This window comes from Janthinobacterium amylolyticum (assembly GCF_051380655.1).
Lineage (GTDB): Bacteria > Pseudomonadota > Gammaproteobacteria > Burkholderiales > Burkholderiaceae_D > Janthinobacterium.
Map to the genome: position 1 here is coordinate 337,221 of NZ_JBNYXL010000003.1, position 24,218 is coordinate 361,438.

Annotated in this window: 17 protein-coding genes; 4 read left to right on the top strand and 13 right to left on the bottom strand. The window is 65.0% G+C overall.

All coding sequences use genetic code 11. The features are described 5' to 3' along the window. The first annotated feature begins 206 nt into the window (after window positions 1-206). The gene (locus ACQ4WR_RS08120) at window positions 207-800 is read left to right on the top strand and encodes a hypothetical protein (protein WP_436486493.1); all 594 of its coding nucleotides are present in this window, start codon (window positions 207-209) and stop codon (window positions 798-800) included. 1,063 nt (window positions 801-1,863) lie between these two features. On the opposite strand, the gene ACQ4WR_RS08125 is transcribed toward ACQ4WR_RS08120, so the two are convergent. The 7 genes from ACQ4WR_RS08125 to ACQ4WR_RS08155 all read right to left on the bottom strand — a co-directional run bounded on the left by ACQ4WR_RS08125 (window position 1,864) and on the right by ACQ4WR_RS08155 (window position 12,585). Further along, on the bottom strand, window positions 1,864-5,700 hold the full coding sequence (locus ACQ4WR_RS08125; protein ID WP_436486495.1) for an NAD(P)-binding protein: 3,837 nt from the start codon (window positions 5,698-5,700) through the stop codon (window positions 1,864-1,866). A 120-nt stretch (window positions 5,701-5,820) separates the two neighbouring features. Beyond that, window positions 5,821-7,560: a glycoside hydrolase family 2 protein gene (locus tag ACQ4WR_RS08130; RefSeq protein WP_436486787.1), complete on the bottom strand. Its 1,740-nt coding sequence runs from the start codon at window positions 7,558-7,560 to the stop codon at window positions 5,821-5,823. Window positions 7,561-7,746: 186 nt separating this feature from the next. Further along, window positions 7,747-8,814 (bottom strand): galactokinase, encoded by a 1,068-nt coding sequence (gene galK / locus ACQ4WR_RS08135; RefSeq protein WP_436486497.1) that lies wholly within the window; start codon window positions 8,812-8,814, stop codon window positions 7,747-7,749. Then, window positions 8,811-9,110: a hypothetical protein gene (locus tag ACQ4WR_RS08140; protein WP_436486499.1), complete on the bottom strand. Its 300-nt coding sequence runs from the start codon at window positions 9,108-9,110 to the stop codon at window positions 8,811-8,813. Before ACQ4WR_RS08140 ends, galK begins: the two co-directional genes overlap by 4 nt. Beyond that, the gene (locus tag ACQ4WR_RS08145) at window positions 9,088-9,888 is read right to left on the bottom strand and encodes a hypothetical protein (RefSeq protein ID WP_436486501.1); all 801 of its coding nucleotides are present in this window, start codon (window positions 9,886-9,888) and stop codon (window positions 9,088-9,090) included. Before ACQ4WR_RS08145 ends, ACQ4WR_RS08140 begins: the two co-directional genes overlap by 23 nt. Continuing rightward, window positions 9,885-11,018, bottom strand: coding sequence for a galactose-1-phosphate uridylyltransferase (gene galT / locus ACQ4WR_RS08150; protein WP_258003131.1), 1,134 nt, complete (start codon window positions 11,016-11,018; stop codon window positions 9,885-9,887). The genes ACQ4WR_RS08145 and galT overlap by 4 nt, the downstream gene beginning before the upstream one ends. A gap of 64 nt (window positions 11,019-11,082) precedes the next feature. Then, entirely contained in the window at window positions 11,083-12,585 is a 1,503-nt protein-coding gene (locus ACQ4WR_RS08155; protein WP_436486503.1) for a dipeptidase, read from the bottom strand. Window positions 12,586-12,792: 207 nt separating this feature from the next. On the opposite strand from ACQ4WR_RS08155, the gene ACQ4WR_RS08160 reads away from it, so the two are divergent. Together ACQ4WR_RS08160 and ACQ4WR_RS08165 are read left to right on the top strand one after the other, a co-directional pair. Continuing rightward, window positions 12,793-13,791, top strand: a complete 999-nt coding sequence (locus ACQ4WR_RS08160) for an LLM class flavin-dependent oxidoreductase (RefSeq protein ID WP_436486505.1) — start codon at window positions 12,793-12,795, stop codon at window positions 13,789-13,791. 198 nt (window positions 13,792-13,989) lie between these two features. Further along, window positions 13,990-15,204, top strand: coding sequence for an MFS transporter (locus ACQ4WR_RS08165; RefSeq protein WP_102297737.1), 1,215 nt, complete (start codon window positions 13,990-13,992; stop codon window positions 15,202-15,204). 284 nt (window positions 15,205-15,488) lie between these two features. Here the strand turns inward: ACQ4WR_RS08165 and ACQ4WR_RS08170 are convergent, their stop codons facing one another. The 6 genes from ACQ4WR_RS08170 to ACQ4WR_RS08195 all read right to left on the bottom strand — a co-directional run bounded on the left by ACQ4WR_RS08170 (window position 15,489) and on the right by ACQ4WR_RS08195 (window position 22,955). Continuing rightward, entirely contained in the window at window positions 15,489-17,132 is a 1,644-nt protein-coding gene (locus tag ACQ4WR_RS08170; protein ID WP_436486508.1) for a M28 family peptidase, read from the bottom strand. A gap of 137 nt (window positions 17,133-17,269) precedes the next feature. Continuing rightward, on the bottom strand, window positions 17,270-18,106 hold the full coding sequence (locus ACQ4WR_RS08175; RefSeq protein WP_102297741.1) for an HDOD domain-containing protein: 837 nt from the start codon (window positions 18,104-18,106) through the stop codon (window positions 17,270-17,272). Window positions 18,107-18,226: 120 nt separating this feature from the next. Next, on the bottom strand, window positions 18,227-19,312 hold the full coding sequence (locus ACQ4WR_RS08180) for a BMP family ABC transporter substrate-binding protein (protein ID WP_436486510.1): 1,086 nt from the start codon (window positions 19,310-19,312) through the stop codon (window positions 18,227-18,229). A gap of 21 nt (window positions 19,313-19,333) precedes the next feature. Then, window positions 19,334-20,251, bottom strand: a complete 918-nt coding sequence (locus ACQ4WR_RS08185; RefSeq protein ID WP_436486789.1) for an ABC transporter permease — start codon at window positions 20,249-20,251, stop codon at window positions 19,334-19,336. 4 nt (window positions 20,252-20,255) lie between these two features. Then, window positions 20,256-21,332, bottom strand: a complete 1,077-nt coding sequence (locus tag ACQ4WR_RS08190; RefSeq protein WP_436486512.1) for an ABC transporter permease — start codon at window positions 21,330-21,332, stop codon at window positions 20,256-20,258. A gap of 108 nt (window positions 21,333-21,440) precedes the next feature. Then, window positions 21,441-22,955 carry an ABC transporter ATP-binding protein gene (locus ACQ4WR_RS08195; protein WP_436486791.1) on the bottom strand — a complete coding sequence of 505 codons (1,515 nt, stop codon included), beginning with the start codon at window positions 22,953-22,955 and terminating at the stop codon, window positions 21,441-21,443. 437 nt (window positions 22,956-23,392) lie between these two features. On the opposite strand from ACQ4WR_RS08195, the gene ACQ4WR_RS08200 reads away from it, so the two are divergent. Further along, window positions 23,393-24,205: an outer envelope protein gene (locus ACQ4WR_RS08200; protein WP_436486793.1), complete on the top strand. Its 813-nt coding sequence runs from the start codon at window positions 23,393-23,395 to the stop codon at window positions 24,203-24,205. The last annotated feature ends 13 nt before the right edge of the window (window positions 24,206-24,218 follow it).

Sequence of the window (24,218 nt, forward strand, 5' to 3'; positions counted from 1 at the left end):
ACGGCACGGAAGCGCCGGGGCTCAAAACGTTTTATGCAAGAGTGTCTTTTATACCAAGCTCGACAATTTATACGCTTGATGTAGCTCAATGGGAAATAACAAGCCGCGAACATCCCTCCATTACCACCCTCTTACTAGCAGTAATCACGGCCACGTCCGGCATGCCTGCGGACCTCCACCTATCGTCACATTCAGAGGAGAACAAGATGAAAGCAAAAGGAACCACGATCCTGGCAGGCTTGCTGTGCATGTTATTGGGTGCTTGCAACTCAACCAACCCGAACGGCACCACCGCCTCGCGCAGTGGCGAAAGCTACAGCAATACGGCAGGCACCGGCCAGAGCGGCAGCGCGACCAGCAACAGCGGCAGCTCGGGCAGCACCGCCGGCACGAATAGAATGGGTAGCACCGGCAGCATGGACCGCACCGGCAGCACCGCCACCACGACCAGCAGCACCATGAGCAACAGCACAAACAGCGGCGACACGAGCGGCAGCGCCGACGCGCGCACCGCCACGGCCAACAATGCCATGAGCATGGATGGCAGCCAGTCGGGCGTATCGATTGCATCGGCCACCGTGCAGTCCATCGATACCGTGCCGCGCGGCATGGACCAGGGCAGTGGCGAAACACAGGCCGGCAGCTCGGGCACGGCGGGCAGCACCTCGGGCAGCATGATGTACCGCGTCACCCTGCGCCTGGACGATGGCACGACGCGCGCCATCATGCAAAATTCCCAGCCCACGTACCAGATCGGCGACCGCGTCAAAGTGGTCAACGGCTTGTTGCAGCGCTATTGAGCGCAAGCGTCAAGGGAGCAGCCGGGCACTGCGCGGCGCAGCTGTCGCGCAATAAAGACCAGACGCATTTCAAGCGCCCCGCATCGAGAGGGTCAGGAGCAGGGATGCGGGCGCGGACGCGGCGGAGGGTAAGGAGAGGCGGCGCGGCATGCCGCGCCTATCCCCCGCTGCTACCTTGTGCCTGTCGTTGTATTGCCGGCTCATTGTATTGCCGGCTCCTTGTATTGCCGGCTCCGCATCTGGCCGTTCCTCTGCTGCGGACTCCGCTGCTGCCCGTTCCTCTGCTGTGGGCTCCGCTGCTGCCCGTTCCTCTGCTGCCAGCTCCGCTTCTGCCGTTCCTCTGCTGTCCGTTCTGCTGCTGTCCGTTCCTCTGCTGCCTATTTCTATGCCCCTGCTGCATGCTTTGCGGCCCACCTCCTGGTTCCCCCCTCTGCCGCCTGTGCCGCTGCAAGCTGTGTCTTTGCGGCATGCCTTGCGGCCTGCGCCCTGGTTCCCCCGCTGTGCACCCTCTGTGTCCCCTCAGCTGCCCCCCTCCCCCCCCCTCTCCTGCCCGGCCACGTTGCTGTCGGTTGCTGCCGTCCGGTGGGCTGCCTGTGCATGTGCGCCGGCATCTTCCTTTCTTTGACACCAGGCAATCCTGTCAATCCTGTTTCTCGCCCATCGTGCTGCTCGATCCTTTCATCCTGGCGCGTCTTTTCAGCCGCCTTGCGAAGCGGGCCCACGAGGCTGACTAACGAGGCTGACTTACGAAGCCTTACGAAGCTGGCTCGGGCTGCTGACTTGGGCAGCTGACTTGGGCTGCTGGCTTGTGTTGCTGGCTTGTGTTGCTGGCTTGTGTTGCTGACTTGGACTGCTGGCCTGGACTGCTGACTCACGCTACAGACCCACGCTGCTGGCCACGATGTCGCCTGCCGCGCCGTCTGCGCTCCGGCCCGCGTCTGCGCTCACTGCGGCCCTCTTGCCGCGCCAGCGACAGCGCAACAGGAGTGCAACAAGAGGGCAGCGAGAGGGCATGGTCCAGTGCGGCATGGTCGCAGGCTTAATATCACCTGCGCCACGTTCGCTACTCCACGCTGGCGATCTTGCGCTGCAGCCCCGACAACTGCGTGATGGCTTCCGCCGCTTTTTTGCCGGCAAGGAAGGCGTGGTCGGAATTGTAGTATTCCCATTCGCTGTAGCGGCCTGCCAGCACGATGTCCTGCTCCGCCAGCCACTGCTTGACCAGCGCCACGTTGGCGGCACGTGCATGGTCGTAGACGACATAGGCGCATGGCATGTCCACCTGATTGGCAGCCAGCAACTGATCGTCTTCACGCAACAGGCCCACGGCGATGCAGTCGCGCACGCAGCGGTCGATCAGGGCTTGCCCATCGAGCGGCAACGGTTTCCAGGGCGAATATGTGATTTCACAGGTCAGCCCGAAACCGCCCGGCGCATTGCAATGGGGGCTCGCATTTCCCTGCAAAAAGATACGATGGAAAATCGTTTCTTCGGGATAGTAAATCCAGTGCTTGTCGCTGATCCGCTCGCGCGCCACGCCCAGGTTGACACAGCGTACGGAGACGTGGCGCAAGGCGCGCGCCGCCGCTTGCACTGTCGGCGGCGCCTGGTCACCGATCAGGCGCACCAGTTCCGGCAAGGGCATGGTGCTCAGCAGATGCTGGTAGCGGAAGCGGCGGCCGTCCGCCAGCGCAATGAGATGCTGCCGCGGCAAGACTTGCGCCACCTCGGCATTGAGTTCCAGCTGGCCTTTCAGGTGCGGCAGGAAACCCGACATCAAGGCCTGGAAGCCGCCGCGCAAGGGGTAGCCGAAGCGTGCATTCGGCCCCATGGGCTTGGCGACAGGTTCCAGCGCGCCCTCGATGATTTCCTCCAGGTTTGGCAAGGGCACTCTTCCGCCCAGCCACGAGGTTTCCATCTCGCTCAATGGCACGGTCCAGAGTTTCTTGTTGTAGGGAATGGCAAAATGCCGGGCTATGCCCGCACCCCACACCTGGTGGATGAACTGCTCGAAATTTGGCGGCGCGGCGGCAGCTTTTGCTGCGGCCGCAGCTGCCGCGCCTTCGAGCGCATGCTCCAGGCCGGCACCGCCATCGGCGCAGCAGTCTGGCGCGACGCAGGCGGCCACGGGCGGCACGGCATCACTGCCGTTCGCGGCCACGGCCTTGCCATGGCGCGCCTCGATGGCGCCGACGATGCACTCCTTGATGACGGCGGGCGGCAAGCCATACAGCGCCCCCTGGAACGGGTAGCGGGTATACACCTGCTTGCTGTACACCCATGCTTCGCGGTTTTGCCAGTGCAGGTTCGTGCCCAGCAAGATGCGGTACATGTCGAGCACGTAGCTGTCATTGGAAAACATGATGTGGCCCGCGTGGTCGAACGTGAAGCCGTGGTCGCGGATGGAGCGGCACCAGCCGCCCACGCTGGCATTTTTATCGAGCAGCAAGGAATCGGCGCCCAGGTGATAGGCGGCGCTCAGGCCGGTCGGCCCGGCACCGATAATGGCGCAAGCCACGGCCTGCGGCGAACCTGGGGCGCGCAGCGGATTGATGCTGGCGCCGGCAGCCGCGGGCACGGCATGGGCAGGCAGCGGCTGGCGCGTGCCCTGCGCCGGTGGCGTCGCTTCCAGCAGCGCATGCATTTTCTCCACCGTCGCATCCCAGGAAGTGGCCGAGACGACCGCGTGCATGCTGGCGGCCATGGCGGCGCGCTGCTCCGGGCTTGCCGCCAGTGCCGCCTCGCAGGCGGCGACAAATTCCCCGGGCGTATCGGCGATGGCCACGATATCGCCGTACGGCACGGCCACATCGGCGATCGAGGTGCTGACGATGGGCAGCTGCGCCGCCATGTATTCGAGTACCTTGGTCGGGCTGATGAAGCGCGTGGCCTCGTTGCGCGCGAACGGCAGCAGGCACACGTCCCAGCCGGCCAGGAAGTGCGGCAGGGCCTGGTATGGCTGCTGGCCCAGGTAATGGATGTTCTGCCGCTGCGGCAGGCTGGCCGGCTCGATTTTCAGGATGGGGCCGACCAGCACGATTTGCCATTCGGGATGGGCGTCGGCCAGCGCGGCCACCAGCGATGGATCGAAGCGCTCGTCGATCACGCCGTAGTAGCCCAGCCTGGGCCGGCCGATCTCCGCTTGCGCCGGATGGCCGTTGTGGCGGTCCAGCGCCTGCTCGAAGTGCACGGTGTCGACGCTGCTGGCGAAGCAGTGGGCGTTGGCATGGCGCGCACGCTTGGCCTCGAACAGGCTGGGGCCGCCCGCAAACACCAGGTCGGCCCGTGCCAGCAAGGCCGTTTCGCGCTGCAGCAGCTGCCTGGGCGCGTTCATGAATGCGGCCAGTTCGTCCATGCAGTCGTACACCACCAGGCCCGCGTGCAGCGCCGGCAGCAAAGGCAGCGCCATCGGCGTGTAGAACCAGACGATGGGGTCGTCCACCGGCGTGATCTCGCTCAGCAAGGGCTGCAGCGCCGCCAGCTGGTCATCATGAAAGCCGGCTGCCTGCACGGGCGTACGCGGCTGGCATACGGTGACATTCGGCGCCGGCGTGGACAGATCCAGCCGGCCCGGCCCATCGTGCCAGACGGGCTCCTCGACAAAGACCACATGGTAGAACTGCGCCAGGCGCGACAGCAGTTGCTGGGGACGCTGATAGACGAAATTCCAGCGCAAATGGGAAAAGACGATGATGGTGCGCATACCAGTTCCTTTCCGCCCCGATGGGGCAAGCGTTGAACAAAGGTGCTCCGTCAGCGACTGCGCCTGGCGCAGCGCCATCGCATACGGCGGCGACAGGATGCGCCGCAGCCGCTCCTTGCCCTCGCCTTCCAGGCTGACATCCCAAAGGCCGCTGCGGTGCCAGTGGCCGGGATCATCCCAGTCGGGCCGGTCGATGACGGGGTAGATGCAGATACCGCGCAGCGACGCGCCATGCTGCACGGCCAGCGCCGCCTCGGCCGCCATCTCGCGTATCCAGGCGCCGCGCCCGCTGCCCACATGGCTGGTTTCCGCCAGCAGCAAGGGCCGCCGGTAGCGCGCCTGCACTTCGAGCAGCAGCTGGTGCAGCGGCATGCGGCGCGGCTCGCCCAGGTGCCACCACAGGCGCAGGTTGCTGCCGCATTCCCACTGGTTGCTGTGGTAATAGTTCAGGCCGACCAGGTCCAGGTAGCGCGGCGCGCCGCCCAGTTCCGGCGCCTGCCTGCCGCACAGCATGTCCCAAGCCTCGAACTGCGAGGCACGCCAGGCGGCCGCCTGCGCGGTCCAGTCCGTGCGCCCCGCCGGCGCGATGACATGGATCAGCGGGTCGCACTGCAGCAGGCGCGCCTGCGGACTGACGGCGCGGATGGCATCGCTGCCGGCGATGCTGGCGCGCACCAGCTGGCGCTTGCCTTCGTAGCCCGCGTCCGGCCGGTACATGTTCAGGCACTGGAACATGTGCACCGACAGTCCCCAGCTGGTAAACGAAATTTCATTGATGGGTGAATACACGGGCGCGGCCCCCGCGTAGGGCGCCAGAAACTGCGCCGCCGCCCGGCAATAGCGCGCAAAGCGCGGCACGAATTCAGGTGAAAAAAGATCGAGCTCGGCTGGCCAGCCATAGTGGCAAAACGTCCAGTTGACCTGCAGTCCCAGCTCCTGTGCCACGGCGGCGCGCTCCTCGATGCAGGAAAAGTCGAAATGGCCATCGCGTTCGGCCAGGCGCCAGCCGATGCTTTCACGCACGCTGCGGATGCCGAACTGGCGCAGCAGCAGATAGTCTTCGCGCACCCTGTCCAGGTGCCCCGTGGCACGGTTCATGTCCAGCGCCTGGCCGCCATGCGTGACGTGGTCGGCGCCTTCGTAGCCGGCCTGCCAGTACGAGAGGAATGGCGCGGCCGCGCCATCGAAATCCGCCATGCTTGCCTCTTGATCGTGAGTGATTCAGGTGGAGCTGGCCATGCCGGGCCTGCGCGCCGCTTCCAGCGTGCAAGCACCGTAAGGCGTGGTCCGATGTAACCCAGTTGACTTTGGCTGGCCTCAACTGAGCGCTACGTTACGGGTGGCCGCGCTGAGCAATTCCAGCGCGGCCTTCGGCGTTCGGTCCGCCGTCAGCAAGCCGTTTGCCTCCTGGAAGGTGTCGGCGAACTGGGTATAGCAAAAGCCGCTGAACATCTGCGCCGTATTCACGACCGCCATCAGGCGCCGGTAAATATCGAGGAAGGCGGCCTCGTTGCCGACCCGCGCATAGCCCCAGGTGTCCGCCGGTTCGCTCTGCCCACGGTCAAAGGCGATGCCGCCAAACTCCGTCAGGACGATGGGCTGGCCACGGTGCGGAAAGCCGTCGAGCGTGAGGATGCGACCGCCCGGGCGGCGCTGGTCGAACAGGGTCGTGCGGGCCGAGTCGCTGATCGCATAGCGCGCCTGCAGCCGCTCAGGATCGCAGTCGTAGTCGTGGATGCCAAGGATGTCGGTGGCCGACGCCTCCCAGCCGTCGTTGCCGATCACGGGCCGCGTCGGGTCGAGCGTGCGCGTCAGGTGGTACAGCGCCTCGACGGCATTGCGGTGCGCCTGGATGGCCGTCAGGTTGGGCACACCCCACGATTCATTGAACGGCACCCAGACGAGGATGCAGGGATGGCTGTAGTCGCGTTCGATCACGTCCGTCCATTCACGCACCATGCGCGTGATGGCCTTGCTGGAAAACCGGTAAGTGGATGGCATTTCTTCCCATACCAGCAGGCCCAGGCGGTCGGCCCAGTACAGGTAGCGCGGGTCTTCGATTTTCTGGTGCTTGCGCACGCCGTTGAACCCCAGGGCCTTGGCCAGTTCCACATCGTGCCGCAAGGCGTCGTCGGAAGGCGCCGCCAGCAGGGTATCGGGCCAGTAGCCCTGGTCGAGCACCAGGCGCAGCGGATATGGCCGGCCATTGAGCATGAAACGGTCGCGGTTGATCGCCACCGAGCGCAGCGCCGTGTACGACTTGACCGTATCGAGCAGCTCGCCGTTGTGCCACAAGGTCACTTCGGCATCGAGCAGGATGGGCCGCTCTGGGCTCCACAGCAGTTCATTGCGCGAATCGTCGATGCCGGGATCGGACAGCGCGATCTTGCGGCTCGCTTCGTTCTCGATCAGCTTGTACTGGTCGTCCGCCAGCAGGTTGTTGCCATGCCAGATGCGCACGGCCACGGTAAGGTCCTCCTGCAGGTCGCCCATGGCAAAGACTTCGCAGCCGATCTCGTAGCCCTCGAACACGGGCGTCCAGCGCAGCTTGCCGATGTAGGTGGCCGCCACGCGCTCGATCCACACGCTTTGCCAGATGCCCGTAGTGCGCGGATACCAGATGGAATGCGGGTGCAGCTGCCAGTCCTGCTTGCCGCGCGGCTTGGCCAGGTCGTGCGGATCGTCCTCGACGCGCACCGTCAGCACCTGCGGCCCGTCCGGCAGCAGCGCGTGGCCGATGCTGGCGACAAAGGGCGTGTGGCCGCCTTCGTGGCTGGCCACCACGTGTCCGTTGAGCCACACCTTGGCGTGGTAGTCGACGGCGCCGAAATGCAGCAGCACGCATGGCCCGCCCGGTTGCAGCTGGAATTCGCGCTGGTACCAGCAGACCCGGTGAAAGCCGCGGTCGCCCACGCCGCTGGCCTGCGATTCGGGCGGATACGGCACGGTGATGTCGTGCGTCCAGCCGATGCCGCCATCGGGCACGCGGTAGCGCCGCTCGTTGTCGAAGGTAAAGCGCCACGTGCCATTCAGCGATTGCCAGTTTTCGCGCACCATCTGCGGCCGCGGATAAGCGAATTCGCCGGGTGCGGCCAGGCTGTTTTCCGCCTGGTTCGCACCGCTGGCGGGAGCGACGGAGGGAGAGAGAATGTCATTGAGCATGGCTGTTGGAGACTGACCATGCCTTGACGGTTCCGGAGAAAAACGCGCTTATGCCAAGCCATGATCAGCATCAAGACAACGTCACGCTAACGGAACCACCATGCGCGCCTTGTGTCCACTGGCATTGAAACGGGGGACCACGTCCTGTCCTGCCTTGGCGGCGCAGTGCTTGCGGCACAAGGCCACGCAGGCGCCGCCAAAACCGGCACCCGTCAGGCGCGCGCCATACACGGCGCTGTGGGCCGACAGCAGCGCCACCAGCGCATCGAGGGCGGGAATCGATACCTCGTAATCGTCGCGCAGGCTGGCGTGCGACTGTGCCATCAGCTGGCCGAACAGCGCCGGCCCATGCTGCGCGCATGCCTGCAGCACGCGCAGGTTTTCGCTGACCACATGGCGCGCGCGGCGGCGGTACGGTTCCGGCAAGCCTTCCACCACGGAAGGTTCGAGCACGTCGCGCAGCGAGGCCACGCCCAGCAGGCGCGCCGCCTGTTCGCACTCGGCGCGCCGCTCGTTGTACTTGCTGCCGGCCAGGGTGCGCGCCACGCCGCTGTCGATCACCAGCACTTCGCTGTCATTCGGCAAGTCGAGCAATGCATGCTGCAAGGTGCGCGCATCGAGCAGCAGCATATGCTGCTCGTCGGCCAGGCTGGCGGCCATCTGGTCCATCACGCCGCAGTTGACCTGCGCATAGCGGATTTCCGCCTGCTGTCCCATCAGCGCCAGCGCCACGTCGTCCAGCGGCAGATGCAGCAGCAGGCGCAGCGCACGCAGGGTGGCGATTTCCAGCGCCGCGCTGCTCGACAGGCCCGCCCCCAGGGGCAGGTCCGAGCACACGTAAGCGCGCACGGCCGGCACGTCCGCACCCTGCTCCTCGACCAGGCGGATGCAGCCTTCCAGGTAGCGACCGAAGCCCGGTGGCGCGGCCTGGTCCGCCTCGAAGCGCACCTGCTCGTCGAGGCTGGCGGAATAAAACGCGTGATGCCCGTCGTCGGCCAGCGCCAGCATCACCTGCGTGCGCTGCGGCGTGGCGCAGGGCAGCATGTAGCCATCGTTGTAGTCCGTATGCTCGCCCAGCAGGTTGACGCGCCCGGGCGCCGATGCCATCACCACGGGGCCGGTGCCGAAATACGCTTCGGGGGTCATCATTGCAGCTCCAGGGTGAGCGGGCGCAGCCGCCCCTGCACGGACGTGGCCGGCCAGTCCGGGTCGCAGGTGAGGTTGTGCAGGTGTCCGCCACTGAGCAGGAAAGTATCTTCCACCATGCTGCCAGGCAGGCTGGGGTGGAAGGCCAGCGCCATGCCCTCCTTCAGGGCGATTTCCGTGTGGGCGCCGGCCGCCACTTCGGGTGACTGGTAGCCGGCGATGCCGCCCTGGCGGTGGTCGCGCACCGTGTCGGGCTGGCCCGCATACGCATAGGCGCTATCGAGCGCGTGATACACCATGCTCAGCGCATGGCCCACCTCGCAGGCGTCGAGCGCCACCGCTTCCAGCGCCAGGATGGCGGCGTCGGCATCGCTGACACCGGCCCGCGCCGTGGCGAAGCGGCGTTGACGGCTGAGGCTGGCGCACAGGCCATAGCGCCGTGCGCACAGGGCCAGCAAGGCGCGCTCGCCCAGCGGCAACAGGGCGGGCGGCGCGCGCCGCCAGCACATACACGCTCTGCAAGCCGCGGGCCCACAAGGCGCGCGCGCAGGCGCCTGCCAGGTCCTGTTCACTCCACTCGGGCCGGGCGGCGCGCAGCGCCTCGCTGGCGGCAGCGGCCGCCAAACGGCCCACTTCACGGTAGCGTGCCTGTTCCGCGGCCAGCAGGGGCAGGCGCTCTTCGCGCAGGACGGCGGGCAGGCTGCGTTCATGCAGGCCCGGCCGGTCGCTTAGCACGGGCCAGCCGCCCGCCGCATGCTGCACGAAATGTTCGCGCAGCTCGGCCAGCCGGGGCTGCATCCAGGGCGACACTTGCCAGGTCCAGCTGCCGCGCACTTCTTCATGGCGCAGACGCTGCGCCTCGGCCTCGTCGGTGAGGATGTAGGCGGCGTCGCGCGTGACCAGCACTTCAGCACAGCCAAACTCGGCCGCCTGGCTGGGGCTGCCCGACGCGCCCGCCGTGGCCCAGGCAAACCAGTCCACGCCACGCAGGCGCAGCGCGCCGGCCCGTTCCCGTTCCAGCCAGCCGCGCATCTGCGCTACTTTATGAGCAATTTCCAGTTCAATATTCCAGTTCATGCGATATCCCCTGCCATTTCCCATGCCACGCGCACGTCCTGCAACTGCCGCGCTGATTCTTCCGGCAAGGCATCCATGGCGTACATGCCAGCGGCCAGCTCCGTGCCGGCCAGGTATTTGAGCCGTTCGCGCGTGCGGTACGGCGGATAAAACTGTGCGTGCAGCTGCGTGTGCGGATGCGCGCGGCCGTCGGTCGGTGCCTGGTACCAGGCCATCAGGTAGGGCATCTCGCGCTGCCACAGGCCATCGTATTTCAGCAGCACCGTTTTCAGGGCCCGCGCCAGGTCGCCGCGCTGCTCCGCCGAGAGCGCGGCAAAACTGTCCGCCTGCCGCCGCGGCATCAGCCACACTTCATAGGGATAGCGGGCGCAGGCGGGAACGAACGCCACGGCATGCGGTCCAAGGTACAGCAGACGTTCGCCGGCGTCCGCCTCCTGGCGCGCCATGTCCACCAGCAATGCCTGTCCATGACGGGCGAAATACGCCTGCTCCTGCGCCAGCATGCGCGCCGGCACGGGCGGGATGAAGGGATAGGCATAGATCTGGCCATGCGGATGATGCAGGGTCACGCCCACCTCGGCGCCACGGTTCTCGAACGGCAGCACGTAGGCGATACCGGGCCGGCTGGCCAGCGCCTGCGTGCGGGCCGCCCACACTTGCAGCAGCAAGGCGATATGGCTGACCTGCAAGGTTGCCAGCGAGGCGCTGGCATCCTGGGCAAACACCACCACTTCACAGTGGCCGGCGGCGGGCGCCGTGGCCACCGTCACGGCGGGCGGATCATGGGCGTCCAGCGCCAGGCTGGGGAAACGGTTGTCGAAGACGGCGACATCGTAGTCGCCTGCTGGCAATTCGGTAGGGTGCGCCGGATCGCGCGTGGGCGCCAGCGGGTTGTACTGGGGCGGCGGCAAGAAGGTGCGGCCCTGTCGGTAGGCCGCATACGCCACCCATTCGCCGCGCAAGGGATGCCAGCGCAAATGCGGATTAGCTTCCTGCGGCTGGGGAAACGGACTGGGCGCCGCCGCTGGCGCCGCGAAGGCATGGCGGCTGTACAGGGTCATGCGCCGCCCGTCCGGCTTGACGAGTTCCTGGCAATACAGTGGCTGGCAATACGGTTGCGGGCGATTCATCGCGTTTCACCATCTCAAGAGACACCAAGACTCTAAGACAGCCCGCCACCGGCAAAGTTCCAGCCTATTTGGCCAATTCGATCAATACGGCCGTGTACATCTGCAAGTTCAGCAGCAACTGTTTTTCCGTGATGAACTCATGCTCGGAATGCCCCGTGTAGACCGCGTGCGGCATGGCCGGGCCGAAGCTGACGGCGTTCGGGAACAGGCGCGAATTGGTGCCGCCGCCGATGGCCACCGGCTGCGGATGGGCGACGCCCGTGTAATGCGCGAAGACGGACAGCAGGGTGGGAATCTGCGGCGCCGCCGTCTGCAGCCACGGTTCGCCGATCTGCGCCTGCAAGGTGGCCGGCACCTGGCGGCGCCCCTTCCAGCCGTCAAAGGCGGCCGTCACTTGCTGCCGCAGCAGGGCCGCCGTCTTGCCCTGTGGACGGCGCAGGTTGATGTTCAGCTCCAGCGCGCCGCCGTTCTGCCTGAGCACGGTGGGCGCCACCGTCATCGGCCCCATGAAGCCGTCGCGGTAGGCGATCTGGCCGAAGCGTTCACCGTAAATGCCGCTACCCACCAGTTCATTCAGGAACGACAGCATGTCGGCCGCCTGCGTGCCCTGCCACGGCTGCACGGCCAGCGCGTCGGCCAGCATGCTGATGGCGTTGACGCCGTCTTCCGGTTTCGACGAGTGCGCCGACACGCCCAGCGCCGTCACCGTCAAGGTGTCGCCTTCGCGCGCATAGCTGTAGCGCATGCCCTGCTGACCTTGCGCGCGGGCGCGGATGGCCGTTTCCAGCGCGGCTGGCGCGTGGGTGATGACGGCCGTGGCGTCTTCCGGGATCTGGCTGGCGAAGAAGCCGCCCGTCAGGCTCGCCAGCACAGGGCCGTTCCCTGCCGGCATGGCCGTGCGCGGCGGCAGGGCCAGCTTGATGGAGCCGTAGCCCTTCTCGGCCGTCACCACCGGATATTCCGCATCGATGGTGATGTTTACTTGCGGCGGGGTATGCGTCTTGAGGAATTGCTTCAATGGTTCCCAGTCCGATTCCTCGGCCATGTAGACATACAGCTCGATGCGCTTGCTCAGCGGCACGCGCTGGTCCTGGATGGCCTTCATCGCGTACAGGGCCGTGGCGATGGGACCCTTGTCGTCTTCCGTGCCGCGTCCCAGCAGTTTGCCCGGCTCGCTGGTGCGGTCCAGTTCGAATGGCGAGCGGGCCCACTTGGCGGGATTGACGGGCTGCACGTCGCCGTGCGTGATGACGCCCACGCGCTCGCTGCCGCTGCCCATGCCGATGATCACCACATGGCCATGATCCTGAAAATCAAAGCCCAGGCGCTGCGCCTCTTGTGCCAGGTAGCGCTTGAAGCCCGTGTGCTGGGGATTGTCGGCAAATGGCACGGCCGGGTCGGCCACCGTGTTGTAGCTGACCATTTTTGCCAGGCTGGCGATCAGCGGCTCGGGATAGGTGGCCAGCGCGTAGCGGGCCGTTTCCTGTGCCTGCAGGCTGACCGGCGCGGCATGGGCGGATGGCAACAGCAGACTCAGCACAGTCAGCAGGATGGGTTTCTTGAACATGGCAGGTGACATAAAGTTGGGGAAGCCACTCTAGCATTCCACAGCCTGCTTTCCAATCAACGCGAGTTTTTTACCGATCAGTACGCAAAATCCCGATTCGCATTATCATGTGTCCAGCTGTCTTCCCTGCCATGGCTGACCCTGCTGCCATCAGGGGATAGACAAATCGTCCATTGTGATTTTCCACCACGTCCCGATATCGCTATCATGATTCCATTTTCCATACTCGACCTGGCCCCCATCGCCGAAGGCAGCGACGCCAGCCAGTCGTTCAAGAACACCCTCGACCTGGCACAGCACGGCGAACGCTGGGGCTACAACCGCTACTGGCTGGCCGAACACCATGGCATGCCCGGCATCGCCAGCGCCGCCACGGCGGTGGTGATCGCCCACGTGGCGGCCGGCACGACCAGCATCCGCGTGGGCGCGGGCGGCGTCATGCTGCCGAACCACTCGCCGCTGGTCATCGCGGAACAGTTCGGCACCCTGGAAGCGCTGCATCCGGGCCGTATCGACCTGGGCCTGGGCCGCGCGCCCGGCTCCGACCAGACCACGGCGCGCGCGCTGCGCCGCGACCTGCAATCCGACGCCGAGCAGTTCCCACAAGACGTGCTCGAACTGATCGACTACATGTCCGACGAGCCGCGCCAGCGCGTGCTGGCCGTGCCCGGCAAGGGCGCGAAAGTACCCGTGTGGATCCTCGGATCGAGCCTGTTCGGCGCGCAGCTGGCTGCCCACCTGGGCTTGCCGTATGCGTTCGCTTCGCACTTCGCGCCGCAGATGATGCTGCAAGCTGTCGCGTATTACCGCGAACACTTCAAGCCATCGAAGCAGCTGGCCAAGCCCTACGTGATGCTGGGCTTCAATGTATTCGCCGCCGACACGGATGCCGAAGCGCACCTGCGCGCCACCTCGATGCAGCAAGCGTTCGTCAACCTGCGCACGGGCCGCCCGTCGCGTCTGCAACCGCCCGTGCCAGGCTACCTGGAGCAGCTGGGACCGCAGGAACGCGCCATGCTCGATTCCGTGCTGTCGTGCACCGCCATCGGCGCGCCGGACACCGTCAAGGCAAAAATGGCCGCCTTTATTGCCGAGACGGGCGCCGACGAACTGATGATCACCTCGCAGATTTTTGAGCACCACCACCGCCTGCGCTCGTATGAAATCACGGCGCAGGTGCATGCGGAGCTGGCGCGACAACAGTAACTGAGCTTTCCTCCCTCGGTATATCCCCCATATACCCTTTTCCCGGCCGTCGGCAACGATCGCCGGGATTTTTTTGCCTGCGGTTTTGCCTGCTGTCTTGTCTATCGACACCCCGCAAAATCGGCCGCGCCCGGCAAGAAATGCGCAGCCCCGCTATCATGCTCATCCAAAAGCGTCATTCCAGGAAAGTTGTCTCGCATGAAATCCGCACCAATTACCGTCGATGCCGGCACCCTGCTGACCTCGACCCGCATCCTGCTGTTCGCCCTGTCCGCTGGCGTGCTCGTCGCCAGCCTCTATTATGTGCAGCCACTCACCTCCATGCTGGCCGCCGCGTTTGGCGTCAGCGTGCCGCAAGCGGGCTACCTGGTCACCGCCACGCAGATCGGCTATGTGCTGGGCATCGTCTTCCTGGTACCGCTGAGCGACGTGCTGAACCGCCGCCAACTGCTGACGTGGATGCTGATCGCCAAGATCGGCGCCCTGCTGCTGGCCGCCACCAGCCAGAACATTATTGTCTTTGCCATCGCCAGTGTCTTGATGGGCATCACGTCGAGCGCCCTGATGGTCGTCACGGCCATGGTGGCCTCGTATGCGCCCGATCACAGCCGGGGCCGCATGGTGGGCACCGTCATGACGGGTTTATTGCTGGGCATCTTGCTGGCGCGCACCGTCTCCGGCACGGTGTCGCAGATCAGCGGCGGCTGGCGCAGCGTGTATGTGCTGGCCGCCATCGTTGTCGCGGCCCTGCTCGTCATGCTGCGGCGCATCCTGCCGAACGAGGCGCCACGCGGCAAGCTACAATACGCCAAGCTGATGGCCTCCCTGGCCGAGATCATCCGCCAGGAACCGCTGCTGCGCCAGCGCGCCCTGTTCTCGGGCCTGGGCCTGGGCACCTTCAGCGTCTTCTGGACGGGCCTGACTTTCCTGCTCAGCGGCGCGCCCTACCACTATTCGGAAATGCAGATCGGCCTGTTCGGACTGGCCGGTGCGACGGGCGCGTTTGCCGCCAACACGGCGGGCCGCATGGCCGACCGCGGCTACGCACGCCAGGCCACCTGGCTGCTGGCCGTGGCGTCGATCGCGGGCTGGGCCCTGATCGGCTTTGGCGCGCATTCGCTGGTGCTGCTGTTGATCGGGATCGTGCTGCTGGACATGGGCGTGATGGGACTGCAAGTGACGCACCAGTCCATCATCTATAAACTGGCGCCGCATGCGCGGGCGCGCGTGACGACAGTCTTTATCGCGGGCGGCTTTATCGGCGCTTCGGCAGGTTCGGCACTGGCCAGCGCCAGCTATGCGGCCGGCGGCTGGCCGGCCCTGTGCATGGTCGGCGGCGCCATGCCGCTCTTGATGCTGCTGGTGTGGAGCAAGTACCGGCATACGCAGCGGCGGCTCGAGCGGGCCGCCTGAGCCGACGCAGCATTGCCAATACTGTGGCACTAACAGTATTGTCGGATTACGCACGGCTTTGCCGCGCTAATCCGACCTACCCCTGCTGCTGGCGGAACAAATCACGTAGGTCGGCTTAGCGCGCCAGCGCGTAAGCCGACAACATTGTTGGCATAGACCATGGCGTTGTCAGATTACGCTCTTCGTGCTAATCCGACCGACGCCTGCTGCTGGTGGAATAAATCACGTAGGTCGGGTTAGCGCGCCAGCGCGTAAGCCGACACTGCCGCGCCACGAACCTCGCCTTACTTTGCCGCTTGCTCGCGCGCCTTGCCAAACGCGTCGCCCGCCTTCCAGGCCGGCATCCTCGCGCCGTTCGCCACGGCTTGTCCCAGGTTCAGGGTGAACTGCGCCTGCTGCGTCATGCCCGACAAATCCCAGCTGGCGTCGTACTCGTCGGTCACCTGATGGTAGCGCGGGCCATACGCGGCCGCCTTGGCTTTCGACGCTTCCACGTCCTTGATGTACTCGCGTCCGCCATTGATGGAAAACGCGGGCACGCCAGCCTTGGCGAAGCTGAAATGGTCGCTGCGGAAATAGCCGCCGGCCAGATCCGGACGGGCGGCCGCGATATGCATGCCCATGGCTTTGGCCACCGTGGCGGCGATGGCGCCCAGCTCCGTGCGCTCGCTGCCCTGCGCGCCGATGTCGCGCGTGGCGCCGACAAAGTTCAGGCTGTCCAGGTTCAACGCGGCCGCCGTCTTGTTCAGCGGCCACAAGGGATCGGCCGCATACGCGGCGCTGCCCAGCAAGCCTTGTTCCTCGGCCGCCACCCACAGGAATATCTGCGTGCGCTTGGCTGGTCGCTTGACGGCTTCCTGCGCCATGGCCAGCAGGCCTGCCGTGCCCGAGGCATTGTCGACGGCGCCGTTATAGATCGTATCGCCCTTGTCACCTTGCTTGCCCAGGTGGTCCCAGTGGCCGCTGTAGATGACGGCTTCCTCTTTCAGTGCCGGATCCGTGCCCGGCACCATGCCGGCGATATTGAACTGCTCCACCTTGCGCACCGTGGACTTCATTTCGCCCGACAATTTGGCGTTCAATGCGACAGCCTTGAAATCCTTGCTTTCCGCCTGCGCGCGCAAGGCATCCAGGTCTTGCCCGCCGGCCGCAAACAGGCGCCGCGCCGCGTCTTCCGCGATCCAGCCCTGCAGTGGCGTGCCGGCAGTGCGGTCCGCCAGCTGGAAGCGCTCGCTGCCGCTCCAGCTGTTCTGCACCACGCTCCAGTCATACGAGGCCGATGGCTTCGTGTGGATCAGCAGCGCGCCAGCGGCGCCCTGGCGCTTGGCTTCCTCGAATTTGTACGTCCAGCGGCCGTAATACGTCAGCGCCTTGCCGGCAAAGCGGTTCGGATCAAGGGCGGTCGGCTGCGGATCGTTGACCATCATCACGACGATCTTGCCTTTGACATCGGTTCCCTTGAAATCGTTCCAGCCCTCTTCCGGCGCCGTGATGCCGTAGCCGACGAAGACGAGCGGCGCATCAAAGGTATGCGCGGCAACGGAGTCGCCCGTGGCCCAGACCCAGTCCGGGCCGAACGCCAGCGGCACGGCCTTGCCGTCCGCCAGCGCCTGCAGGCTGCTCTCGGCAGGCAAGGATTTCACGCCGGCGATCTGCACGCTCTGGCGGAAGCTATTGCCGCGCACAGGCTTCAGGCCGGCCATCTGCGCCTGCGTTTCCAGATAGGCCACCGTCAGGTCGGCGCCGCGCTGGCCCGTGCCCCGGCCTTCCAGCAAATCGTTCGACAGGAAAGCCAGGTGCGCGCGCAGGGGCGCCTCCTGTACCTGCGGCAAGCCATTGGCGGCAGGCGCGGCGGCGTGCGCGGAAAACGCCAGCGCCAGGCTGGAAGCGAGCGCCGTGACGGCCAGGGAAGAGAACAGCTTCTGCATAAGATCCTTTTGATAAGAGGAGGAAGACAGTGCGGCGGATAGCCGCGCCGGCGATTGTATGCCATGGGGAAAGATGGATCAAAATGCGGACGAAAAAAATCCCCGCGGCAAGGGCGGGGATGCGTCAGGAAAAAGCTTCAGACCAGCAGCGCGGCCGCCAGGGATTCGATTTCCTCGGCCGATTCCTCGAGTATGGTGTGCAGGGTGCTGCCGCCGATGCCGAAGTCGATCATTGCCGCCGCCTGGCGCCGCGCGGCGCTTTCCGGCGGGTGCAGGGGCGAGCCGACGGGCGCCAGGTCGTTCGCCAGCACCAGGGTCGCGCCCAGGGTGCGCGGCGGGAAGGGGCTGCCGCCATGCCACATGCCTTCCACGGCCTGCAGCACCAGGTCCGGCACTTCCAGCTGGCGCAGCACGCCGCGGCCGATCAGCTTTTCGCCGTATTCGATCCAGTCTTCGGTATTGTCGTCCAGCAAACCCGGATATTCCTCGGCGCGCGACAGCAGATAAAAGCCGCCCACTTCATGCACGATGGCGGCAAACATGGCCGTTTCCACATCCACGTGCGTGACCTTCTTGGCGATGACCTGGCTCAGCGCTGCCACGTGGGCCGTATGCTCCCACAGCTTGGCCGCCTTGGCGCGCAATTGCGGATCGGTAATCTGGCTGCCCAGCTGGCGCACGATGACGGAGGCCACCATCGATTTCAGGGTGGCAAAGCCCAGGCGCGAGACGGCCGCGCGTACATTGGCGATTTCATTGCCGGAACGGTTGTAGGCAGCCGAGTTGGCCAGCGCCACGACGCGCGCCGACAACAGCGGCTCGGCCATGACCATGCGCGCGGCCGCCTCGATATGGCAATCGGGGTCGTCCAGCGCTTCCTGCAGCTTCAAGGTGGCCTTGACGTTGGCGGGGAACGTCAGTTCCCCCTTGCTCGCTTGCAGCGCGATAATCTTGAATACTTCCAGTCTGTCCATGGCTCAATCTCCGGTACGGGCCTATGCAGGCTCTGCTGTGTGGACGGGCCGGGAATGCGCATGGTTCCCGGCCCTGCTCCCGTTTCCGGCAATATTACAGCAAGTTTATACTCAAACCTATTACTTTCCGGAAACTTTCCCGACCACCCCTTCGACAAAATAATCCATCTTCGTCAGCGCCGCATCGTCCAGCACGCCTTTGTCCAGGCGCACCTTGCCGTCGTTATCCTTGATCGGTGCGCTGAAGGGATTGAGCTTGCCAGCTACCAAGTCTTTCTCGCGTGCCAATACAAACTGTTTCACGTCGGCCGGCACGGCGGCATTGATGCCTTCCAGCTTGACCATGCCATCCTTGATGCCGCCCCAGGTGCTGCTGCTTTTCCAAGTACCGTCCAGCACGGCTTGCGCCTGCTTCGTGTAATAGTCGCCCCAGTGGTGGGTGACGGCGGCCAGCTGCGCCTTCGGTCCATACTTTTTCATGTCGGAATGGTAGGCGATCGCATACTTGCCCTTCTCTTCGGCCGCCTGCACCACGGCGGTCGAGTCCGTGTGATGGGTGACCACGTCGGCGCCCTGGCCGATCAGGGTGATGGCCGCGTCGCGCTCCTTGCCCGGGTCGAACCAGCTGTTGACCCACACCACCTTGACTTCCGCCTTGGGGTCGACACTGCGCATGCCGCGCGTAAAAGCGTTCACGCCCTGCAACACTTCCGGGATGGGAAACGCCGCCACATAGCCGGCCACATGCGTCTTGCTCATCTTGGCCGCCAGCACGCCGGCCAGGTAGCGGCCTTCGTAGAAACGCGCATTCGTGTTGGCCACGTTGGGCGCCGTTTTATAGCCCGTCAAATGGATGAACTTCACATTCGGAAATTGCTTTGCCACTTTCAAGGTAGGGTTCATGTAGCCGAACGACGTCGTGATGACCAGCTTGCTGCCCGTTTGCGCCAGGTCGCGGATCACCCGTTCCGCATCCGCGCTTTCCGGCACGTTTTCCACATATTTGGTCGTGATCTTGCTGCCCAGCGCCTTTTCCATTTCCTTGCGGGCGATATCGTGCTGCGTGGTCCAGCCCGCGTCACCGATGGGGCTGATATACACGAAACCGACATTCAGCGGCGCGGCGGCGGGCGCGGCAGCCATGGCGGGCATGGCGGACATCAATGCGGCACTGCAGACGGCTGCACACAACAGTTTCTTGCTCATGGTTTTCCTTGTGGTGAGTGATTAACTTCCGGGATTGAAATTTTTCCCCAGCGAGGCGGGCATGTTGAGCTTGATGTAATTGGCATTGCTGGAAATAAGCACGAGCACGACGATGGCCGCCAGATACGGCAGCATCGACAGCAGCTGCGAGGCGATCGGCACGCCCAGCGCCTGCGCGTGGAACGTCAAAATCGTGATGCCGCCAAACAGGTAGGCGCCGCCCACCACGCGCGCCGGGCGCCAGGTGGCAAAGGTGGTCAGCGCCAGCGCGATCCAGCCGCGCCCGGCCACCATGCCCTCGACCCACAGCGGCGTGTACACCAGCGATAAAAACGCGCCGGCCAGGCCGCAGCAGGCGCCGCCGAACAGCACGGCCGCCAGGCGGATGCGGCGCACGGGGTAGCCGAGCGCATGGGCGGACGCGGGCGATTCGCCCACGGCGCGCAGCACCAGTCCCGCCCGCGTGCGGTATAAAAACCAGGCGATGGCCGCGCACAGCAGCAAGGACAGGTACACCATCGGATGCTGGCGGAACAGGGCCGGCCCCAGCACGGGTATGTCTTCCAGCAAGGGAATGCCGAAGCGGCCGTTCTGCAAGCTGTTGCCCACGTACTTCAAACCGATATACGTCGAGGCACCGGCGCCGAACAGCGACAGGGCCAGGCCCGTCGCATACTGGTTCGTGCCCAGCCACACGGTCAGCCAGGCAAAGAAGCCGGACAGCAGCATGCTGGCACCGGCGCCCGCCAGAAAGCCCAGGGTAGCACTGCCCGTATTGACGGCCACGGCAAAGCCCGTGATGGCCGAGACCAGCATCATGCCTTCCGCGCCCAGGTTGACCACGCCCGCCTTTTCATTTACCAATAAACCGAGGGCAGCGAGCATCAACGGCGTGCCCGCATTGATGCTGGCGGCGAGCAGGGGCGCGATGGTCAGCAGCAGGTTATCCATGTTTTCTCCAGCGCAGTTTGTATTGGATCAGCACGTCGCAGGCGAGCAAGGCGAACAGCAAGATGCCCTGGAACACGCCGGTGATGGCACTGGGCAAGCCCAGGCGCGATTGCGCCAGTTCGCCGCCGATATAAAACAGGGCCATGACGAAGCTGGAAAAAATCACGCCCACCGGATGCAGCCGTCCGACAAAGGCAACGATGATGGCGGCAAAGCCATAGCCAGGCGAGACGGTGGGCGTCAGCTGCCCCATCGGTCCCAGCACTTCGCATGCGCCCGCCAGGCCCGACAGGGCGCCGCAAATCAGCAAGGACGACCACAAGGTCTTGCGCGAGGAAAACCCCGCATAGCGGGCGGCGGCCGGCGCCATGCCGCCCACACGCAGGCGGAAGCCGGCAATGCTGCGGGATAAATACAGCCAGCCGCCCAGCGAGGCCAGCACGGCGAAGACGATGCCCACGTGCAAGCGCGTATCGCTGATGACCATCGGCAGCAGCAAGCCGTCCGACAGCAGTTTCGACTGGGGAAAATTGAACCCTTCCGGATCGCGCAGCACGCCGTACACCAGATAGCTGAGCAGCAATTGCGCGATGTAGACGAGCATCAGCGAAACGAGGATTTCGCTGGCGTTGTAGCGGTCGCGCAGCCAGGCCACCAGTCCCGCCCACAGCATGCCGCCCGCCATGCCGGCCAGCAAGGACACGCCGATGATGGCCGCGCTACCCACGCCGTCGTCGAGGTACAGGGCCGCCGCGCCGCCGCAGATGGCGCCCAGGGTCAGCTGCCCTTCCGCGCCGATGTTGTAGATGTTGGCGCGAAAGCAGATGGCCAGGCCCACGGCGATCAAGAGCAGCGGTGCCACCTTGAGGCCCAGCTCGGACCAGCCGTGCGCATCGCGCAAGGGTTCGACGAAAAAGACGGCCAGTCCCGCCAGCGGATCGTGGCCCAGCGCCATGAACAATAGCGCGCCGCACAGCACCGTGAGCAGCACGGCCAGCAGGGGCGACAGCCACGACATCAGGCGCGACGGGGACGGACGGGCTTCCAGGCGCAAGGCGAACTTAGCCATGGGCCGTCCCCTTCGGGTACACCTGACGCTTTTCCAGCCGCAAAACGAACTTATCCATGGGCCGTCCCCTTCGGGTACACCTGACGCTTTTCCAGCCGCAAGACGAACTTAGCCATGGGCAACCTCCTGCGGCCACAGCCCGCTCATCCATTGACCCACCTGCGCCACGCTGGCCTCGCCCACGTCCAGGGACGGCGAGATTTTCCCCTTCGCCATCACCAGCAAACGGTCGCTGAGATCGAACAATTCATCGAGCTCTTCCGACACCACCAGCAGTGCGCAACCGGCGTCGCGCAAGGCCAGCAATTCGGCGCGGATCTGCGCGGCGGCGCCCACGTCCACGCCCCAGGTCGGCTGCGCCACCACCAGCACGGTGGGTTCGCGCATGACTTCGCGCCCGACTATGTATTTCTGCAAGTTGCCCCCCGACAGGCTGCGCGCCAGCGCCTGCGGCCCGCCCGCCTTGACCTGGAAACGGGCGATGATGGCGGCCGCCCGCTGCGCGATCACCTTGTGCCGCACGAAGCCGTGGCGGATGGTGGCGGGAGTCTGCAAGCTCAATAAAACGTTGTCGGCCAGCGCCATGTCGGGCACGGCGCCGCGTCCCAGCCTTTCCTCCGGCACGAAACCGAAGCCCAGCGCGCGCCGGCGGCCCGGCGGCAAACGCCCCACTGGCGTGCCGTTCAGCACGATGCTGGCGGCGGGCGCGCGCGTATCCTCGCCCGACAGGGCGGCCAGCAATTCCTGCTGGCCATTGCCGGAAACACCGGCGATGCCGACGATTTCTCCCGCGCGCACGTCGAAATGAATGTCCGTCAACTGCGTGGCGAACGGGTGGCTCTTCGGCAGATCGAGGCCCTTGACGCTGAGCATGGCCGCGCCCGGCGTGCGCGCCACGCGCGTGACGGCCGGCGGCTCGGCGCCGATCATCATGCGCGACAGGCTGGCCGCCGACTCTTGCGCAGGGTCGCACACGCCTGCGTTCTTGCCAGCGCGCACCACCGTGCACGTATGGCACAGGGCGCGGATCTCGTCGAGCTTGTGGCTGATGTAGAGGATGCTGCAGCCTTCGGCCGCCAGCTGACGCAACGTTGTAAACAGTTTTTCCACGGCGCCCGGTGTCAGCACGGACGTCGGTTCATCGAGTATCAAGAGTTGCGGCCTGGCCAGCAAGGCGCGCACGATTTCCACGCGCTGGCATTCGCCCACGGAAAGTGTGTGCACATGGCGCTGCGGTTCCAGGTCCAGGCCGTACTGGCGCGCCGTGTCTTCGATGCGCTGCGCCAGCTCCGCCATGTTGGTGCCTGCAGGCAGACCAAGCGCGATGTTTTCCGTCACGGTCAAGGTATCGAACAGGGAAAAGTGCTGGAACACCATGGCGATGCCGAGCGCGCGCGCAGCCGCAGGGTTGGCGATTTGCACCTCGCGGCCATTCCACAGGATGCGGCCGCCATCCGGTTGCACGGCGCCATAGATGATTTTCATCAAGGTCGATTTACCGGCGCCGTTCTCGCCCAGCACGGCATGGATCTGTCCGGGCGCCACGTTCAGGTGGATGCCGTCATTGGCCACCACGGCCGGATAACGCTTGCTGATATCGAGTAATTCCAGGCGTGCCGTCATGGTTTTTTCATGCCTCGCTGCGGGATAGCCGGCATCGTCGCCGGTGGAAAAAATCAAGCTGTTGTCTCTATCGTATCGGCATCCGCAGCGCTTGGGGACACGGCGTGGCGGCGTGCATTTCTATTTCCGCAAAAAAACAACACCTGTATACAATTTTGAAAAAATTATCAGCTTTACAGCGGCCGCCTTGCCCCGCAAGGGCGGGAAGGTGCGATGATTATATGCAAGAACTGATAGTAAGTATGCAGATAAGACATATCGCCCAACGCGGCGCTTCTCGCATCATGGATTGAACGGCGCGCAACTGGCCCTATCGCAGCGCATCGTGCGGGCGCCCCCTGCCATCCTTATTTCCCGTTTCCCAACACCGCCACCAGGAGCCGAAAGTGCCAAAAAACCTACCTTGTCTGTTGCTCTGCCTCACCACCGCTCTCGGCGTGGGTACGACCGCGCAGGCTGCCGAATGGAGCGACACCGCGCTGAGCTGGCGCGCCGGCAATGACTATCGCGAACCGTTCAATCCGGACGACATCAAGAAAAACATCTTCGCCATCACGCACGCCAGCGGCTACAAATACGGCAGCAATTTCGTCAACCTCGATTTCCTGATGTCCGACAGCAAGGACCCCGGCGCGCTGGGCAAGACTTCCGGTGCACAGGAGGCCTACCTGGTGTACCGCAACACCATCGACATCGGCAAGGTGCGCGGCAGCGACATCAAGTTCGGCCCCGTGCGCGGCGTCGGCGTCACCCTGGGTTTCGACGTCAACACCAAGAACGACGTCGGCTACAACTCGCGCAAGCGCATGCTGGTGGCCGGCCCCACCCTGATGTGGGACGTGCCCGGCTTCTTCAACACCAGCCTGCTGTTGCTGCGTGAAAGCAACGCCCCCAGCGGCGCCTTCCCGCCCATCTCGCAAGTGACGGGCCGCTACACGTACAAGACGCACGCCATGCTGACGGGTGCCTGGGCCATCCCCCTGTCGCCGCTGTTCTCGTTCGAGGGTTTTTTCAACCTCATCGACTCCAAGGGCAAGGATGAAGTGGGACGTGACACGGCAGTGGAAACCAATATCGACATGCAAGTCATGTTCGACGTGGGCGCGGCCCTGGGCAGCCCGAAAAACACCTTCCGCGTAGGCCTGGAATACCAGTACTGGAAGAACAAGTTCGGCAACTCGGCCGCCACCACGGGCAACGTGGGGCAAACGGCGAAGACGCCGATGATACGTGCCGAATACCATTTCTAGTATTCATTGCTAA